Origin of the sequence: Collinsella sp. Sow4_D11, from assembly GCF_052116465.1 — a bacterium.
GTDB lineage: Bacteria > Actinomycetota > Coriobacteriia > Coriobacteriales > Coriobacteriaceae > Collinsella.
The window spans coordinates 13,265-30,484 of sequence record NZ_JBQKLA010000009.1; the positions used below are offsets into that span (position 1 = coordinate 13,265).

At 58.5% G+C, this 17,220-nt stretch carries 15 protein-coding genes; 8 read left to right on the forward strand and 7 right to left on the reverse strand.

Going from position 1 to position 17,220, the window contains the following annotated elements; translation table 11 throughout:
- Positions 1 to 105: 105 nt before the first annotated feature.
- Together ACTQ40_RS05345 and ACTQ40_RS05350 are read right to left on the reverse strand one after the other, a co-directional pair.
- Positions 106 to 4,473 (reverse strand): hypothetical protein, encoded by a 4,368-nt coding sequence (locus ACTQ40_RS05345; RefSeq protein WP_441563534.1) that lies wholly within the window; start codon positions 4,471 to 4,473, stop codon positions 106 to 108.
- 155 nt (positions 4,474 to 4,628) lie between these two features.
- Complete coding sequence (locus tag ACTQ40_RS05350) at positions 4,629 to 5,603, reverse strand: helix-turn-helix domain-containing protein (protein ID WP_441563535.1); 975 nt, start codon at positions 5,601 to 5,603, stop codon at positions 4,629 to 4,631.
- A gap of 327 nt (positions 5,604 to 5,930) precedes the next feature.
- On the opposite strand from ACTQ40_RS05350, the gene guaA reads away from it, so the two are divergent.
- Together guaA and ACTQ40_RS05360 are read left to right on the forward strand one after the other, a co-directional pair.
- The gene (gene guaA, locus ACTQ40_RS05355) at positions 5,931 to 6,911 is read left to right on the forward strand and encodes a glutamine-hydrolyzing GMP synthase (protein WP_427794284.1); all 981 of its coding nucleotides are present in this window, start codon (positions 5,931 to 5,933) and stop codon (positions 6,909 to 6,911) included.
- Between the two features lie 278 nt (positions 6,912 to 7,189).
- Entirely contained in the window at positions 7,190 to 7,810 is a 621-nt protein-coding gene (locus tag ACTQ40_RS05360) for a DUF5714 domain-containing protein (RefSeq protein ID WP_441563536.1), read from the forward strand.
- 102 nt (positions 7,811 to 7,912) lie between these two features.
- On the opposite strand, the gene ACTQ40_RS05365 is transcribed toward ACTQ40_RS05360, so the two are convergent.
- Together ACTQ40_RS05365 and ACTQ40_RS05370 are read right to left on the reverse strand one after the other, a co-directional pair.
- Positions 7,913 to 8,386: a flavodoxin family protein gene (locus tag ACTQ40_RS05365; RefSeq protein ID WP_427719388.1), complete on the reverse strand. Its 474-nt coding sequence runs from the start codon at positions 8,384 to 8,386 to the stop codon at positions 7,913 to 7,915.
- A gap of 59 nt (positions 8,387 to 8,445) precedes the next feature.
- The gene (locus tag ACTQ40_RS05370; RefSeq protein WP_441563537.1) at positions 8,446 to 8,799 is read right to left on the reverse strand and encodes a response regulator transcription factor; all 354 of its coding nucleotides are present in this window, start codon (positions 8,797 to 8,799) and stop codon (positions 8,446 to 8,448) included.
- 271 nt (positions 8,800 to 9,070) lie between these two features.
- Here ACTQ40_RS05370 and ACTQ40_RS05375 point away from each other — a divergent pair, with 271 nt between their 5' ends.
- From ACTQ40_RS05375 to ACTQ40_RS05385, 3 genes are read left to right on the forward strand one after another with little or no spacing between them, the layout of a single operon-like run.
- Complete coding sequence (locus ACTQ40_RS05375) at positions 9,071 to 9,220, forward strand: 4Fe-4S binding protein (RefSeq protein ID WP_427719404.1); 150 nt, start codon at positions 9,071 to 9,073, stop codon at positions 9,218 to 9,220.
- 29 nt (positions 9,221 to 9,249) lie between these two features.
- Positions 9,250 to 9,387 carry a hypothetical protein gene (locus ACTQ40_RS05380; RefSeq protein WP_441563538.1) on the forward strand — a complete coding sequence of 46 codons (138 nt, stop codon included), beginning with the start codon at positions 9,250 to 9,252 and terminating at the stop codon, positions 9,385 to 9,387.
- Between the two features lie 42 nt (positions 9,388 to 9,429).
- Entirely contained in the window at positions 9,430 to 9,582 is a 153-nt protein-coding gene (locus tag ACTQ40_RS05385; RefSeq protein WP_441563539.1) for a hypothetical protein, read from the forward strand.
- 68 nt (positions 9,583 to 9,650) lie between these two features.
- Here ACTQ40_RS05385 and ACTQ40_RS05390 read toward each other — a convergent pair whose 3' ends face one another.
- Positions 9,651 to 10,547: a tetratricopeptide repeat protein gene (locus ACTQ40_RS05390; protein ID WP_441563540.1), complete on the reverse strand. Its 897-nt coding sequence runs from the start codon at positions 10,545 to 10,547 to the stop codon at positions 9,651 to 9,653.
- A gap of 126 nt (positions 10,548 to 10,673) precedes the next feature.
- Positions 10,674 to 10,946 carry a hypothetical protein gene (locus ACTQ40_RS05395; RefSeq protein WP_441563541.1) on the reverse strand — a complete coding sequence of 91 codons (273 nt, stop codon included), beginning with the start codon at positions 10,944 to 10,946 and terminating at the stop codon, positions 10,674 to 10,676.
- 211 nt (positions 10,947 to 11,157) lie between these two features.
- On the opposite strand from ACTQ40_RS05395, the gene ACTQ40_RS05400 reads away from it, so the two are divergent.
- On the forward strand, positions 11,158 to 11,328 hold the full coding sequence (locus ACTQ40_RS05400) for a hypothetical protein (protein ID WP_195838573.1): 171 nt from the start codon (positions 11,158 to 11,160) through the stop codon (positions 11,326 to 11,328).
- Positions 11,329 to 11,538: 210 nt separating this feature from the next.
- The gene (locus ACTQ40_RS05405; RefSeq protein WP_441563542.1) at positions 11,539 to 14,793 is read left to right on the forward strand and encodes an ABC transporter ATP-binding protein/permease; all 3,255 of its coding nucleotides are present in this window, start codon (positions 11,539 to 11,541) and stop codon (positions 14,791 to 14,793) included.
- Positions 14,794 to 15,212: 419 nt separating this feature from the next.
- Here the strand turns inward: ACTQ40_RS05405 and ACTQ40_RS05410 are convergent, their stop codons facing one another.
- Positions 15,213 to 15,893 (reverse strand): hypothetical protein, encoded by a 681-nt coding sequence (locus ACTQ40_RS05410; protein ID WP_441563543.1) that lies wholly within the window; start codon positions 15,891 to 15,893, stop codon positions 15,213 to 15,215.
- Between the two features lie 371 nt (positions 15,894 to 16,264).
- Here ACTQ40_RS05410 and ACTQ40_RS05415 point away from each other — a divergent pair, with 371 nt between their 5' ends.
- Positions 16,265 to 17,197, forward strand: coding sequence for a tRNA dihydrouridine synthase (locus ACTQ40_RS05415; RefSeq protein WP_441563544.1), 933 nt, complete (start codon positions 16,265 to 16,267; stop codon positions 17,195 to 17,197).
- Positions 17,198 to 17,220 lie beyond the last annotated feature (23 nt).

The following is a 17,220-nucleotide window of genomic DNA, read 5'->3' on the forward strand; positions in this document are numbered from 1 at the left end:
AGTCGGTATTATGCGAGTAAGTTTGAATTGCGAACCGAAGTTGTAATGTCCGCATAGCGATGACGAATGAGCCGAGTCGGCGTCTCTCATAAAAGTAACCAGGAGCTAGCGGGGCCTATCCGAATTGACCTCATTGGCGGTATCGGCTTCGAGCGCCGTGCGGCGGGCGCTGTAGGCGACGAGGCCGGCGCCTGCCGCGGCGAGTGCTGCAGCGGCTGCCGTAAGGGGAGCGCATGTATCGCCCGTGCCCGCAAGCGCGCCCGCTTTTCCGGGGCGCTTGCTATTGTTGTGGTCCTTGCCGCTGCTGGAGCTGCTTCCGCCGGAGCCGCCGCCCTTGTCAGTATCGCCGCCACCCGAGCCGCCACCGTCGTCCGCCGTCATCGGTGCATCGTGAAGCCCCGTCGTATCCGCGCTGTCGCATAAGCCGACCTGAACTTCGGAGCGTTCGCATGCCGCGTCGGGCACATGAAGCTCGTGCAGTACGGCACCCAGCGCCGAGTTTGCACCCGGTCGAATTTCCTCGAGCGTTACGGGATCGAGCGCCACCAGATTATGCGCCTTCGCATACAGCGTTACGCGTTTGCCCACATCGTCGCTCCAACTCTCGGGGATGGCGAAGCTCATGCGGAACTGTGCCGTGCAACCCGGTGCCAGCACGGCGTTGCCGTTGTCGGCTACCAGCGGGTGCGTTGCAAGACGTGCGCCCAGCGTCTCGAGCGCGTACTTCACGTGTGCCATGTCTTTGGCCGAAGCATCCTCGGCAAGCTCTGGATCGTAGATCGAAACCATGCGTGCGTTCAGTCCGAATCCGATGGATGCGCTGGAGAACGGCTGGCTGGAGCCCTCTCGGTACAGATCGATCGTGCCGGCGGTCAGCAAGGTGTTGCCGTCGTTTCGCACCGTGACCATGAAGGATTCGCCTGCTGCTCCGGGTACCACCGCGCCCGAGGTAGCGACCGCGCCCGTCGGAGTGGCACACGCCACCAAGGGCACTTCGATGCCGTGCAGCTCTGCCTCGCTCTTCTCCGCGCTCACAATGTGCGTGGCGAGTGCGGAGAGCATGCCTCCCGACGTCAAAAATGTCGTTATCTGATCGACGGGATGGTCCAGCTCGCACATCACGAACGGCTCCGTGAACAGATCGCCTGCCAAGGTGCTGGCGAAGATGCGGAAGTGCTTGCCCATCACTGCTACCGGGTTGCCTTCTTCGTCGTAGGTTTGTCCCATCTTGCCATCGGTGTTCTCTACATAGAGCACGCACCTGCCGTTGTTGCTTACGCTAAACGATGCCGGGCCACAGCCTGCGGCACCCACGGGCTGCGTTGCAAATGCCGATGCGCCTCGCGTCCAAGTAATATGCTGCAGTTGCTCGTTGACGGTTGCCAAAAAGCCCGAATGTTGTGGCCATGGCACCGCATGAGGTACCGTGGCGTCTGGTGACATAACGTCCCAGCACGCAATGGACTGGCCGATCACGGCGTACGATGCGCAGCCGCAACCGTCTGCGGTCTCGTACGCAACGGACACCACCATTTTGCCGTTGATATTCTCGGGCTTGCCCAGCTCGATACTCGACGGTGCTTGCGGGAAGCGGAGGACCTGACGGAACGTGAGACTGTCGCCCAAATCATCCGACCACAAGGTAAAGCATTCCAGCGCAACCTCGGCCTCGCTGCCGAGCGCCTTTTCTGCGGTGGTTCCGCGGCGGTGGAGGTAGGCACCCGACAGGCGCCCGTCGACGAGCGTCTTGCCCACCGTGATACGCGGGCACTGCAGACAATGGTAGCCATCCTCCTGAAGGCGGCCGCGCGAGATGCTGCGCCACGACGTATACGACACCACGCGAACTTCGCTATTACTTATGCGCAGGCGCACGACGGACAGTATGCCGGCTGTGCTTGCCGTATCGAAAAGGGTGTTGTCACCGGCGGGGCGCTCGCCCGAGATCAGCAGCACGTAGGCGTCCTGGTTTCCTCTTCCGTCCGTATATTCCACCACGTCGAAGTCGTAATCGAATATGCCGTCGCGCTCCACGTCGCCCTCGCCAAACCCAAGGGGAAAGTCCACGGGAGTGGGAGCGGACCACGTGCCGTTTGCCTTTGTGTGCACCACCAGGCGCGAGCGGCCATTGTCGCCGTAGCGCACCGAGGCGATACGGAACAGACATTCTACGCCGGCAATCATTGCCAGCTTCATGTGGGCTTCGCTGAGCACGCCAGTAAACAGCACGTTGTCGCTCGAGGGTTTTATGCCGCCACGCTCGTCCTCCGATACACCAGCAGAATTGGCGTTGGGGTCCGCAACGGCGTTCGTCGCCTGCCCGATATAGGTGTACTCATACATCGGCGCGGCTTTTTCGTCGTTCTCTATCAGTGTATGGACGAAATGCTCGATCTGTCCCGTGTCGTCGCTTTCTGCATCCGCCTCGAGCTCAATGCGCGTGACCGCTTGATCCCAATCGCGCACGACAGGCGCGACGTTTACGGCAGTGGCCTTAACCTCGGCGCGTGCGAGCAGCTCGGCGTTGGTGACGATGGTGGCCGATGCGATTAATTGCGGCACGCCGCCTGCCTCGGCGTTGCCGGCCGTGCCGAAGCGGGCATCCAACGTGTAAGGCGTATCTCCACCCAATGCGAGCTCAGAGCGCTGGAGCACATACTGGTTGCCATTGTTCACCGACATATTCCACGAATCGAGGAGTGTGGGCCACGACCCCGACCAAGCCTTGGTGGTCCACTTGAACATTACGAACTGGAGTATCACATCGACATCGACGTCTGCACCTACGCGCAGTCGCGGAAGCTGGTGTCCATCTGCCTTCTCGTACCCAATGAACAGCGTGAGGGATGCGGCGCCGCGCACGGCAGACGAAGCGACACCTGCAACGCCGGCGCCAAAGGTGACGGCAAGCCCGATCTGGATGGTGAACGAGCCCGAGGTGTTTGAATAGTCGAGCGAAATGTTTTTAAAAAACGCCGCGCCGCTGCCGTGCGTGTGGGCACCCACGGCGAGCGCCAGCTTCGCCAGCACCCAGGGGTTGACGTTTAGGAAAAACGGCACCGGTCCTAGGGTAAACTGCTCGGTCCAATTGAGGTTGGTTCTTACCTGGAAGAGGGCCTTAATATTGCCAAATGCGGGGTCGTTGTTGTCACCCCAGGTTTTGCCCACCCAGTCGTAGGCGAGCGATCCGTACAGCTGTGTGGCGATATCCATCGTAAAACGCGGCGTGCAGTGGTGACGAAGCAGCTTAGTGTTCCTTGGATCGGTGCCCGAACCGGCACTCATACTTTTGTACTGATTCCACTTCCCCTCCATCTCGTCGAGGTAGCGGTTTGCCTGCTTGGCGCCCGACTCGCGCGGTGACTTCTTCCAGTATTCCGGATCCGGATTGCCCGAATCGTTCATGTAGCCGACCGGTTTGTATCCTCCGCCAAACAGCACGTATCCGGCAAAAGAGAAATCGAACAAAATGGGGAACGAGGGCATCCAGCACGTGAACTTATTGCCGCCGATGCCGGGAAACGCCGCCGGGAAATCAAACGGAGTAATCTCTTGGTCCATGGTGGTGGGGACGATAGTGGTCGAGCCCGATTCTGCCTTTGCGGCCGGCGCGGTGACAACGGCCATGGGGGAGGAGAGTGTATAGGTCTTGCCCTGATAGTCGAGGACAAAGCGCAGCTTGCATCCTTCCTCCAGAAGGCCCGAAGCTGCATCGAGGAACGTGTCTTCGAGTGTGAACGTTGCCAGATTATCTGAACCCGATGCACTGGCCTTGACTTGGCCAATTTGCGTGACGGTTTCGGATGAGCTGCTCGTGGCGGGCATTACCTTGTTGATGCACAGCGTTGCCTGTCCACCCTGTGGCAGATGTACCTGCACGGTAAAGGCGTGCGTGTCGGGTTGGTCGTTTCCGGCGTCGTCCTTCGGCAGTGCCATGAACGTGGCGTCGGCGTACTGGATGTCCCACTCGTCGAACGTAAGCTGGCGAAAGTACGGCTCACCGTCGGAAAGCGGACGTGTGGGCGCGGTAATGGCGGTGCCGCCCTGGATGCGCGTGAGGGGGATCTCGACATCACGGTAGCCCGCCATGCTGATGGAGATGCCACCGTTAAAGTCGTACGCGTCGAGAAGCGTTGCCTGGTCCACGTAGCCTTCCGAAAGCGGCGCGACCTCAAAGATGGCCGTGCCCTCGTCGTCGGTAGTGGCGGAGATCTGCTTGCCCGCGGCATAACGCGACGCGAGCGTGACCTGGGCTCCCTTGATGGGCATATTCTTGTTGGCGACGTCGACCACGACCACACCAAACATGGTGCGCGAGAGAACGAGCACCTTGAAGGGGTCTTCTTCGTCGGCATAGGCCTCGGTGGGGGCGAATGGCAGTATGAAGGCGTTTGCGCTGCTCGGCACGCGAGGCAGCATGATGCCTGCCAGCGAGGATGCTCCGGCGATAAGTAGCGAACGACGATCAAGCATTTTGGGCTCCCATCCCGCAAATAACGGAGGAAATAATCCTATTTTGCGAGAAGGTGCCCCGTGGCGGTAGTGCCGTTCAAGGGTCAAAATGTCCAAATTGATCGAGCGAAGCGCCGGGTTCCGGAACGCGTTCGATGCGCTTGGCAGCCCGGTCGCTAACGCAACATATGCGCGACCAGCTCGGCGCGAGTTCCGATACCAAGCTTGGCATACACTCCTGATAGGCGGTTTTTAACAGTGCCCGGCGATACTTCCATGTGGCGTGCGATTTCGGCGTTGGTCCATCCGCGGCAGGCGAGCATGGCCATGGTGAACTCCGTGGTCGTTAAATCGTCGGCCACGTCCTCGCCCGAATCGGGGTTGTGGATGCGCCGCCAGCCGTAGCTGAATCGATACGTAATCTCGATGATGCGTGCGAAATCGTCAGGGTATTGCGCTTTTAGGCACGCCTCGATGAGCCCCTGTAAAAGGCCGTGGTGCTCGCCAATGAGCTCGATAAGGCCGTCGGGGCGCGCAATGTCCCAAGCGGCTCCGAAATGTGCCTTTGCGGCATCGATGTCCTTGAGGCTCATGCATGCCATGGAAGCCGCCAGGTGCAGGAACAGTTCCGAGATGGGATAGCTTCCCTGTTTCATGATCAGGGCATTTTCCACCATGCCCAGGCTGCGGCCGTATTCGCCGCGCAGATACAAGGCGTGCGCCATCACGTAGCTGGCGAACAGGCGCAGGCCTTCGGGCAGATGCGCCGCAAGCGGATAAAACTCTTCGGCGGAATACGGGGAAGGCAAGTGCAGCAGGACGCTCGCGGCCGAGGCGAACAGGATGTGCATGGCGTGGACGGCAGGCGATTCCTCGTCGGCCGGCGTATCGAGGATGCCAGTAAGGCACCGGCGGGCATCGGCGATACGGTTGAGCGACAGACTGGCGTATCCGCAGATAAAGCATGCGGAATAGCGCAGTGCGGGGTCGGTGGCGTCAAGATAGGGGCGCGCCGTCTTGGCGGCGAGGGTGGCCTGTCCGCGAAAGTACAGCGCTTCTGCCGTGGCAATGGCGCGCGAATCGGGGTCGGAAATGCCTGCAACCGCAGCGTCAATCTGCCCCGGCACAAAGGCGGTGCACATCAACGGCATGGGAACGCATGGGTAGCCATCGCAGTCCATCTTCCATCTCCCAACAGCTGGCAACAATAGCAGCAATTGTACTCCTGTTACTCGGGACTGGAATTTGCGGGTATGGCATACGATTACGCAGAACGTATAAAGGAAGAGTCTATTGGCGATGCTGCCAAGGTGGCTACCGAAGCCTAGCTGGCCTCGACAGTAGGAAAAATTGCCACCCCTGCAAAAAGCTTTGTCGCAGCGATGGGAAACGCATCTCGTTCTGCATATAATGAGGGCATATGACGGTGCGTCTGCATACGTGTGACGCATTCCCATCGAACCGAAAAGGAGCTTTGCATGGATTCCAACAAGCGTCCCGACGACATGGTGCGTATCACCACTTCCGAACTTGCCCAGGTGTTCATCGATGAGCAGGTCGCTGCAATCCGCGAGCAGATCGGCGATAAGAAGGTCCTGCTGGCCCTTTCCGGTGGTGTCGACAGTTCGGTTGTCGCGGCCCTGCTCATCAAGGCCATCGGCAAGCAGCTTATCTGCGTGCACGTGAACCACGGCCTGATGCGTAAGGGCGAGAGCGAGCAAGTCGTCGACGTCTTCAAGAACCAGATGGACGCCAACCTGGTCTATGTGGACGCGACCGATCGCTTCTTGGATAAGCTCGTGGACGTCGAGGAGCCCGAGGCCAAGCGCAAAATCATCGGCGCCGAGTTCATTCGCGTGTTCGAGGAGGAGGCCCGCAAGGTTGGCGACGAGGTCAGCTTCCTCGCCCAGGGCACCATCTACCCCGACATCCTGGAGTCCCAGGATGGCGTGAAGGCCCACCACAACGTGGGTGGCCTGCCCGAGGACCTGCAGTTTGAGCTTTGCGAGCCCGTCAAGCTGCTGTACAAGGACGAGGTCCGCGTCGTGGGCCGCGAGCTCGGTCTGCCCGAGAACATGGTCGAGCGTCAGCCGTTCCCCGGTCCCGGCCTGGGCGTCCGCTGCCTTGGTGCCATCACCCGCGACCGTCTTGAGGCGCTGCGCGAAGCCGACGCCATCGTGCGCGAGGAGATCGACAAGGCAGGTCTGACCATCTGGCAGTACTTCGCCGTGGTGCCCGACTTCCGTGCCACCGGCGTGCGCGAGGGCAAGCGCGCCTACGACTGGCCCTGCATCATCCGCTGCATCAACACCGTCGACGTGATGACCGCCGAGGTGCCTGAGCTCGACTGGGCACTGCTCAAGCGTATTACCGCTCGCGTCACAGCCGAGGTTCCCGGCATCTGCCGTGTGTGCTACGACCTCACGCCCAAGCCCGTCGGCACCGTTGAGTGGGAGTAAGCTTTTTGGGCTGCTTTGATCATAGTCCCCGAATGGGGAGGCCTCGCGCGATTGCGCGGGGCCTTCTTTTTCGAAAAGAGCTGCCGTCGTGGTGTTGCCACTGTCCATCGCGCTTGCCATCGCCTCTGGTGTTGCTCCTGAGCATGGCTGATTTGCGACGAGAACTAGCAGGGCTTGTTGGCGGCACGAGCGAAGCAGGTTGTTTCGCATTGAGCGCGCCGGGCAGAAGAAGGCCATAATGGAGTGCGCGCACAATTTGTTTTAGAGGAGGATGCCGCATGGCAAAAGACGAACAAACAGGCTGGATTGTTGAGATGCTCATGGCCAGTACGTCGGTGACGCCCGCGGCTCTTTTGGAAGAGGTTATGGCAGATGAGCGCTGCGTGGCTTTTGGCCCCATCCACCATTTTATTGTGGGCGCGGTGCTGCTTGCGTGCTGGCGCAACGCCGAAGCATCTGGGGAGCGAGATGCGATGCTCAAAAACGATCTTGCCGATTTGATGTCTCGTTCGGATTGCGTGCCGGGGGCAACGTGTGCCCGCTGGGGCATGTGCGGGGCAGCTGCGTCTGCGGGCATGGCATATGCAATCGTGCGCGGCAATGCGCCGCTGCGCAGTGAAGGCTGGCAGGAGGGGCAGCTTATGGTTTCGGAGCTGCTTGCCGCCATCGCGCGCTCGGGAAGCCCACGGTGCTGCAAGCGAGACGCGCGCGTGGCGATTCGTGAGGCCGTTTCGTTTTTTAACGCGCTCGGCGGACCACAGCTTAAAGCATGGGAGAAGACGCCAGCCTGCGATAGCTATGCGGTCAATACAGTGTGCATGGGCGAAAAGTGTCCGTATCATCCTGCGATGCTGAGCGCTGAGGAGAGATTGAAGGCACAAGCGACGAAGCCAGAATGACCGACCTTGCGGCGCCACAAGTTGGCGCCCATATGCAACGGACGCCCGCTGTCGAGTAGGCGTCCGCTAAGTTAATCAAATGTAGATGGGATTATCGGGTCATTAGACCCTTGTCGTCCTCACCAGATGGGCCATGTTTTCCCCGAGCTGGCGCAGCATGTCCTCGCCAAAGGGGTCGTCGCCGCTGTTAAACATCATGTTCCAGTAGGTCGACGAGGCCACTGGCATGCCACTGAATGTAAAGCAGCGGTTCAGTTCATCGAGTGTTGAGGTGGACCCCACCCGCCAAAGCGTCGTCACCGCGCATGCCGGCTTGCCGGCGAACCGTCTTCCGTGCACGCTCGCGGCGTAAAACGCGCGGTCGAGCAGCGCGAGCAACGCGCCGTTTGCCCCTGCAAAGTAGACCGGCGTACCCACCACGAGCTCCTGGTCGAGCGTCTCGGATATCGCCTTTACCGCGCGCTTGGTGGCACAGTACACGCCCGAGAGCGGTCCGACGTTGTAAGCGCCCAAGCTGCTCACGTTGAACACATGGCCGGAGCGGCGGGCCCTCATACCGGGCAGCACCGCGCGCACGGCATGGCGTTGGTTCTGTGCGCATGGGCCCCTTGCTTTTGTGTGCGCGAAAGGGGCAGTTATTCGTCACATTCCCGCGCAACGTGCTCGATAAGCTCCTCTTGGCTTACCGGACGCCCCTGATTAAGCATCAGGTATTCCATGATTCCCGTTTCCTTGCGCGTAAGAGATAGAGCCTCACTGTCCACGGAAGCGATGCGCGCCTTGGTGTCAAAGCTGAGCTTTCCGCAGGTTAAAACTATGTCGCTTTGTGTAAAGCGTCTGAGGGTAAGGCTGCGGATCCTTGCCGCAAGCTCGTCCAGATGAAACGGCTTGGTGAGGTAATCGTTGGCGCCGGCATCGAGTCCGGAGACTTTAACGGATACTTCACCACGCGCGGACAGAATCAGTACCTTGGTCTCGCAGTCGGGCAAATATGTTTGTCCGCAGGGTGTGCTCGAGGGCGCCATTCCGCTGGCCATTGCCAACGCCGGTATTTGATCTGCGCTGGGGTGGCTCTTTATCTGGAAACTTGTCGTTCTCATTGCCGTGGTAGAGCTGAGCGTTTTGTTCTACCGCCCCTTCTGCAAATGGATTTGTTCACTCGGTGCATTCTATGCGCTCATGAATAAGGTGTCCCTACTGGGGGTTCGGGTTGACGCATGCAAATGTGTCTCGTGCGGCAAGTGTTCAAAGGTTTGTCAGATGGACGTCGATGTGGTCCGCGCGTCCAATCATGCCGAATGTATCCGGTGCGGAAAGTGCATCGGGGCCTGTCCCGTCGATGCCATCAGCTATCGCTATGGCCTGGATGCGTCGGCAGCAAAGCTCCCTCTGACCGCCGATAAAAAGTAAACAAGCTTCGACAAAACGGAGGAATGACCATGAAGCTTTCTAAGATTGCGGCCTTGTTTATGGTGCCGGTGCTGGCCTTGTGTCTTGTGGCATGTTCGGTGCCCGGTGGCAACGCGAGCGAATCTACGAGCTCCGATCCTAAGATCGCGGAGCTCATCGCGCAGTAGCCGACCAATGCCGACGAGGCCGCCGAGCTGTATGCGAAGCTCATGCAAAAGGAGAACGATATCCTTTCGAGCGATAGCGCACTGTGGGAAAAGGTGTTTCTTGCCGCCAATAAAGATATGCCGATGATTGAGGACGGCAGCAATTACGGCGATTTCCTGCTCAAGACCATCGACGGCGCCAAGGTAAACATCTGATCCTGCCATGGAGGGACTCCATGGCAGGATCAGATCATTGATGTTGATAAGACGCGCGAAAGTGGCACTTAGCGGTCAATCACAAAATTGTCCATCTCGACGAGCTCACGAGCCTTCTCCTGACCTTCGATGGCCTCGCGGAGACGCTTGGCGTAATATGTCATGCCATTGGCGATGTCGATGCGCAGACCGATTTCGGCGCGTTGATAGAGCGCCAACGCGCGCAGGGGATTACGGTCGATGCCACAAGAGGGGGCGTCGGGGTCAATGAGCATAGAGGCTATGCGAATGGCGGGCTGGGCGAACTCTGCATCGTCGCGGGCAAGCTCAAGACTGCGTTCGTACAGGCGGTATGCTTTTGACCTATCTTGCGGCACGGCGCGACCGCGGCTGAACATGTCGCCGAGTTTGTACACCGCCTCGCTGGAGGGCGCAAGCGCTGCGGCAAGCGAATACCACTGATAGGCTTTGGCATGGTCGGGCTTGCCAGTCCTTCCGTACTCGTAGATATAGCCGAGGCTGATGATGCTCTGGAAGCAACCTGCGTCGGCCGCCATTTCGTAGAGTTCCGCGGCCTTGGCGTAGTCCTGCTCAACAAGGTCTCCCATATAGTAGAGGGCGCCTAAATCGTTCATACAGGCTCCGCTGCCGGACGAAACTCCCAGCCTGTAGCCCAAGACGAGCATTTCCCTAACTGCTGAAGACATACGGGCCGCACGGTAGATGCGCTCTCTGTTTTCGCAGATATACTGGGCATAATCATCGCCAGGCGTGGAGAATGCAACGTTTGCCATCTCGGCGAGGAGGTCTTTTTCCTGCTCGGGCCCATAGATAAGATCTTCGGAAGGAAAACCCTCGTTGTATTCGTCCTCGCCATGGTCGACAAACTCCATGCCGGCAAGTTCTGCCATGCGCGCAACGTCTTCCTTTTCGACTCCATATGCGTTGTTGGGATTAAGGTCCATCGTTTGCTCCTTTCGGATTGTCTACTGTTTTGTATCGTATCAAGTGATGGAGACCGCGGAATTTCCATTTCGCTGTACGGCAGGTCAGGGCGCTTACCGCTTTTCAAGCTCACCCACAAAGACGGGTCAAAGTGCCTCCGCAGGCTTAGGCTCGGGTGAATACAGTTCTCCCTGGGGGTTTACGCCGATGGGGTCTGAGCAACAATCGAGCCATTCTTCGGATGCTAAATCGCTGATGGGCTGCTGTTCGCATACGGCACTGAAATTGATGCGTATGGCATCAATTTCAAGTTCGGGTGCTGCCGGCACCGCATCGATAAAGTAACGCCAGCGTTCGTCGTCCAAAAGATGCAGCAGCGTAATTTGTGTCTTTCCGTGGTATTCGTACGCATCGAGCACTAAAAACACTGGCGCTGTCCTTAGGCGTGCCTGTTTGGCCGCAATCGTTCATGGTCGCCTTCCGTATTGTTGCCGCGGAGAAGATTGCGGCATGGCTGCTCTTTATCGGCGAGCATATCAATCCGTGTGGACATCTTTTTGATTATCACGGCGGCTTGCGCCATTCGGCAAAGGTTCTCATCAACCGCGCCGCCACGGGACTCTTGAAGTGGTGGATGTTTCCAACGCGATTCTTGGCAAACCACTGCCCGCCGTCAGTACGATCGACAGCTCGGATCTTATCCTCGAGAAAGGTGGCTTACAGGAAGGCTGGCACGGCGTGCTGGCGCTGGGCAGCGAGGTTTCGGATATCGCTCCAGGGGATGCACTCACAATTGACTAATGTGACAAAGTGACAGTTCCTTTGTCACATTATCGGCGGTATGCGCGGGATGGTACGTCACGCGATGTGCCGTCCTGCTCGTTTTTTGGCGCGCTTCGTTACATTCCTCACTTGCGCTGGTAAAAAATGGGGATAGAGTAGGACAAACGCGTCGAATACGAACGGCGGGGGAGAGCGGGCAAGGTGCCTGCGCAGGAGAGGTTGCCGTCCATGCTGGAGCTCAAAGGAATTTGCAAAAGGTACGTTACGCAGTCGTTTACGCAGGTGGCGCTCGACAGCGTGAGCCTGTCTTTTCGGGATAACGAGTTTGTGGCCATTCTGGGGCCCTCGGGTTCGGGTAAGACCACGATGCTCAACGTTATCGGCGGACTCGACCACTTTGACTCGGGTGACCTGCTGATCGACGGTATTTCGACCAAGGACTTTCACGATCGCGATTGGGATGCCTATCGCAACAACCGCATCGGCTTTGTGTTCCAAAGCTATAACCTCATTCCACATCAGACCATTTTGGAAAACGTGGAGCTGGCGCTTGCGCTCACGGGCGTGGGGCACGCCGAGCGCCGCCAACGTGCGCGCAAGGCGCTCGAGGCCGTTGGTCTGAGCGAGCACGTGAACAAGCGCCCGAGTCAGCTTTCGGGTGGACAGATGCAGCGCGTGGCCATCGCCCGCGCCCTGATTAATGATCCCGAGATTGTGTTGGCAGACGAGCCGACCGGCGCTTTGGATTCCACAACGTCCGTGCAGGTCATGGACTTGCTCAAGGACGTCGCGCGCGACCGTCTGGTTATCATGGTCACGCATAATCCCGATCTGGCGTACGAGTACGCCACGCGCATCGTCAACCTGGCGGACGGCAAGATTACCGACGATTCTGATCCTTTCGATGTCGCTGACGCCACGCGCCGCGAGGCCAAGCCTACGCGCAAAACCTCGATGAGCTTTGTGACGGCGCTGGGGCTTTCTGCCCGAAACCTTATGACCAAAAAGGGCCGTACGGCCATGACGGCCTTTGCGGGCTCGATTGGCATTATTGGCATCGCGGCGATTTTGGCGCTGTCCAATGGCGTAAACGGCTACATCAAAAAGGTCGAGGAGGATACGCTTTCGAGCTACCCGCTTACCATTTCCAAGCAGGATTACGACCTGTCGTCCATGATGGGCGAACAGGGGGCCACGGATGACGATACGTCCAAGAACGAGGGTTCGTCCGATGACGGCACCGACGGCAAGGCTCAGGGAACCGATAAGATCCCTGTGGTCACGGCCGTAAAGGATATGTTTGCAAGTGTTAAGTCCAACGATATGACGAGCTTTAAGGCATGGCTCGATGCCGGCGGCGACGGTATCGACAAAGAGGTCAACGCCATCCAGTACGGTTACGGCGTGACGCCGGTTGTCTATCGTGCCGGCAAGGGCGATGAGAAGCCTGTCCGGCTGGTGCCCAACGCTATGACCGAGGCCATGAGCGGTGGTGCGAGCTCGGCGGCAACGGTGAGCATGGACTCCATGGGGACCTCGGTCTTTAACGAGATGATCGACGATCAGAGTCTGCTCGACAGCCAGTACGATGTCGTCGCCGGCCATTGGCCTACGTCTGCTCACGAAGCCGTAATGGTGCTTTCGAGCCGTGGAACGGTGGGCGACTATACGCTTTACAGCATCGGTGCGCTGGATATCGATGAGCTCAACGACCTGGTGAACAGTGCCATGGCCGCCGACGGTAAGATTGAGACGCCTGAGAGCGGCGCCGACTTTACTTACGACGATGCGCTGTCCACGACGTTTAAGGTGTTGTCGCCGGCCGATGCTTATCGCAAAAACGAAGAGACCGGCATGTGGACTGACATGTCCGGCGACGCCGACTTTATGACGGCCAAGGTTGCCGACGGTATTGACGTGCACATTGTGGGCGTGGTGCGACCTAACGAGACGGCCAATGCGAGCGCGTTGTCTCCGGGCATTGCCTATACGCATGCGTTGACTCGCCAGCTTATGGAGCGCGCCGCCGATTCGCAGATCGTGCAAGAGCAACTTGCCCACCCCGAGACGGATGTCTTTACGGGCAAAACCTTCGACGAACTGCAAGGCGAGGCCAAGCAAGGCGTGGATCTGGGCAGTATGTTCAGTGTGGACGAGGCGGCGCTCAAGAGCGCGTTCTCGTTCGATGCGTCTGCACTCTCGGGTGCTGCCGGTGGCATGGATTTTTCGGGCATCGATTTGTCGGGCCTGGATATTGACCTTTCGGGCGTTGGCAAAGACATCGACTTAAGCGACATCATGGCCAAAGCGCCGACCCCCGATTTTTCGGGCATCTTTGACGGTCTGGAGCTCACGCCCGAGCAAATGCAACAGGTGGGAACGCTTGCCAACCAACTATTTGAGGGCTTTTTGCGGTCTGATCAGTTTAGGGCGCTGTCACCCGAAGATCTCAAAGACGCGTCAAAGCTTGCTGCCGCATTCTCGGCGTATCTCGAGAACGATGTTGTGGCGCAGCAGTGCCTGGCACAGCTCAAGGCGCTCGGCGGCGATGCCCTGGTCGAGCGCCTGCAACAGGCGATGACCGACTATGTCCAAAATCAGTTGGCTCCGTATCTGCAGCAGGCTATGGATCAGGTGATGAAGGCGATCAGCGAGCAGGTGGCAACGACCGTGTCGACCCAGCTTAAGGCCGGCGCGGCAGGGCTCATGGACCAGATGGTGACGCAGATGTCTTCGAGTTTTGCCAACCTGGCGAGCGCCATGCGCGTGGATGCGAGCGCCTTTGCTCGTGCCATCCACTTCAACATGGACGCCGAGGACCTGAGCTCGCTCATGATGAGCTATGCCAAGGCGTCGAAGCTCACCTACGACAACAATCTGACCACGTTGGGCTACGCGGATGAAGCGGATCCCATCTCGGTCAAGATTTTCCCGCGTGACTTTGAGGCCAAGGAGCGCGTACTCGACCATATCGATGCGTACAACAAGCAGGTCAAAGCCGCCGGCCACGACGAGCAGGCAATCTCGTACACCGACTACATGGGCATCATCATGGGCTCGGTGACTGATATCGTGAATACCATCAGCTTGGTGCTCATCGCGTTCGTGAGCATCAGCCTGGTCGTGAGCTCCATCATGATCGGCATCATCACCTACATCAGCGTGCTGGAGCGCAAAAAGGAGATTGGCATCCTGCGCGCGATCGGCGCGTCGAAGCGCAACGTGGCCAACGTATTCAATGCCGAGACCTTTATCGAGGGCCTCATTGCCGGTGTCTTTGCTATTGTCGTTGTGGTGGCCGTGAGTTTTCCGGTTAATGCCTGGGCGCTTGCTGCCAAACAGGTGCCCAATCTGATGAGCCTGCCCGTGCAGGATGCGCTGGCGCTCATTGCAATTTCGGTGCTGCTGACGGTCGTTGCCGGCCTGCTGCCGGCCCGCAGTGCATCCAAGAAAGACCCCGTGGAAGCCCTGCGCTCCGAATAATGTGACAAAGGGACTGTCCCTTTGTCACATTGAGTGACATGTAATTCGAGGTCTAATACTTTTCCCGAGAAGTGAACGAGTCAAAATGGACCCCCGAAGCATCGACACTTATTGAAGGCGGTTTCCTGCGGTTTTGCCAGCCAAATCCTGCGGGTTTGGCGTCTAAAAATGTCGATGCTTCGGGGGTCCAAATATAGCCGTTCACTTCTCGGGAAAAGTATTAGACCTTGAGATATAGACGGCGTTTGCGAGCGTCAATTAGAGCGTAAGTTGCTCGTCCTCCTTTGCGGAGAGCATGAGGCTAATTTCCGGATGGATATACTTGTCGAACTCTTCTTTGGGCTCGGTGTCAAAGGTGTAGTACGACTTGATAGATTCGTCCTCCGTCTTGATGCTGATTTCTTCATATAGGGATCCGGCTAAAAATGCCTGTTTAAATTCATCCGACAGGCTGCATGGCGTGAGGAGGCCCGGTGTGGCAACGGAAATGTCCAACCCGTTGAGCGGGGGGCGCAGAGTGTCGCGATATCCTGCTCGCTGCAGGCGAGGTTGTATGCAAGGCTTGCCTCGGGGTCGATCTGACTGGTGTAATCGACGTCCGTGAGCATGCCATCTGCATCGAAAGAAAGGTAGACATAGGCTGCTTGAGCGCCGAGGTCAATATCACCCAGATAGCCGATAATGCGGTAGCCGTAGTCGTGATACGACTCGTATGGGTCGTCTGCCGCGACGCGTTTGCACACGGGCTCCAAGGCATCTTGCGCGGCGAGCATGCCGGCGACCTCCGCGGAGCGGTCTTTGTTGGTTTGGGCTACCGCAAGCCTGCTCTGCAGCTCCTTCCACTGTTTGCCCTGCATTCCAAAGCGCGGCGCAAGAGCGCAATAGCAAAAGATGACGAGTTCGATTGCGGTGAGTGCAATGGCGGTATACATGCCCGCGGGTTGGAATTCCTTTTGGTGGAACGCGATATCGTTGATCATTTGGAGCGGCAACATCAACAGGCATGCTACGAACGACATGACGAGTGCGGTCGCTGCGATCTTGGGGTATGTGCAGTACCGCTGGATGTGTTTCTTTTCTTGTTCGGTGAGCGGCTGCATGGGGCCTCGACTCTCATCGTTTTTCGGGGGCGATGCGTACACACTCTTGAGTATAGATGAGCGGAGGGTGTCTGTTGTTCAGACATGGCGGTCAGCAGCGTGCTGTTGGTGATCGCTTGATCGCGAACGTCCTCTTTTGGACAAGGAAAAAGTGGCGAGTGAGGGAGCTGCTGTGGGGCGGCCCTACTTGCTGTTTGTGGGCGCCATTCACCTTCGTTGCACAGGGATGGTCGGAGGGCTGGTTGACATCAAGCAACCGCCTCCGCCTTGTGGGCCGCCTCGGGGACAAGGCATAATGCATGTGACAAAGGGGCGGTTCCTTTGCCGCATTGATTTGAGAGTAGATGTTGATGATTCTATCGTTGGCCCCCATGGAGGGGATTACCGGGCATGTGTTCCGTCGCGTGCATGCGGAGTGCTTCGGTGCGCTCGACTGCTATTACACGCCGTTTTTGCCGCCGCCGCGGGTGGGCAACCGCTTTGGCGGCAAGGCGTTTAAGGAAATCGATCCGGCTAACAACCAAGGGCTTAACGTGGCGCCTCAGCTGATGTCCAAGAACGCGGATGAGTTTGTGTGGGCGGCGCGCGTGCTCGCCGACATGGGTTACCGCGAGGTTAATCTGAACCTTGGTTGCCCCTCGGGTACGGTTGTTGCCAAGGGTAAAGGATCGGGCTTCTTGCGCAACTTGGACGAGCTCGAGGTGTTCTTGAGTGACGTGTGCGAGCGATCGCCGTTGCCGGTGTCGGTAAAAACCAGGCTGGGGCTGGAGAGCGACGACGAATACGAGCGCGTGCTTGACCTGTACTGTCGCATGCCGTTGGCAGAGTTGATCGTGCATCCGCGCGTACAGAAGGATCGCTATACGGGCTCGCCGCGCAAAGAGTTTTATGGCGAGACGTTGGAGCGGGCACCGTTTCCGGTGGCATACAACGGCGATATTTTTGATCTTGAGGACATGGATGCGCTGGTGGAGGCCTATCCCGGTACACGCCATGTGATGCTGGGGCGTGGCTTGCTTGCGAACCCCGCGCTGGCTCGCATGGTCAAGGGTGGCCCTGCTGCCACGGCAGCCGAACTGCAGCGCTTCCACGACACGCTGTTTGCGGCATATGCAGAAGAGATTGGCGGCAACGCGGTCTTTCGCATGAAGGAGTGGTGGTTCTACGCTAAATGCGCCTTCGCCGATCCTGCTACCGTTCACAAGCTCGTACGCAAGACTAAAAAGGTCGACGAATACCGCGCCGCCGTCGATCGCGTCTTTCGCGAGCAGCCACTTGCGCCCATAGCCCGCTTCCACGGTTAGCTAGTCATTGGGGACGTTCTTTA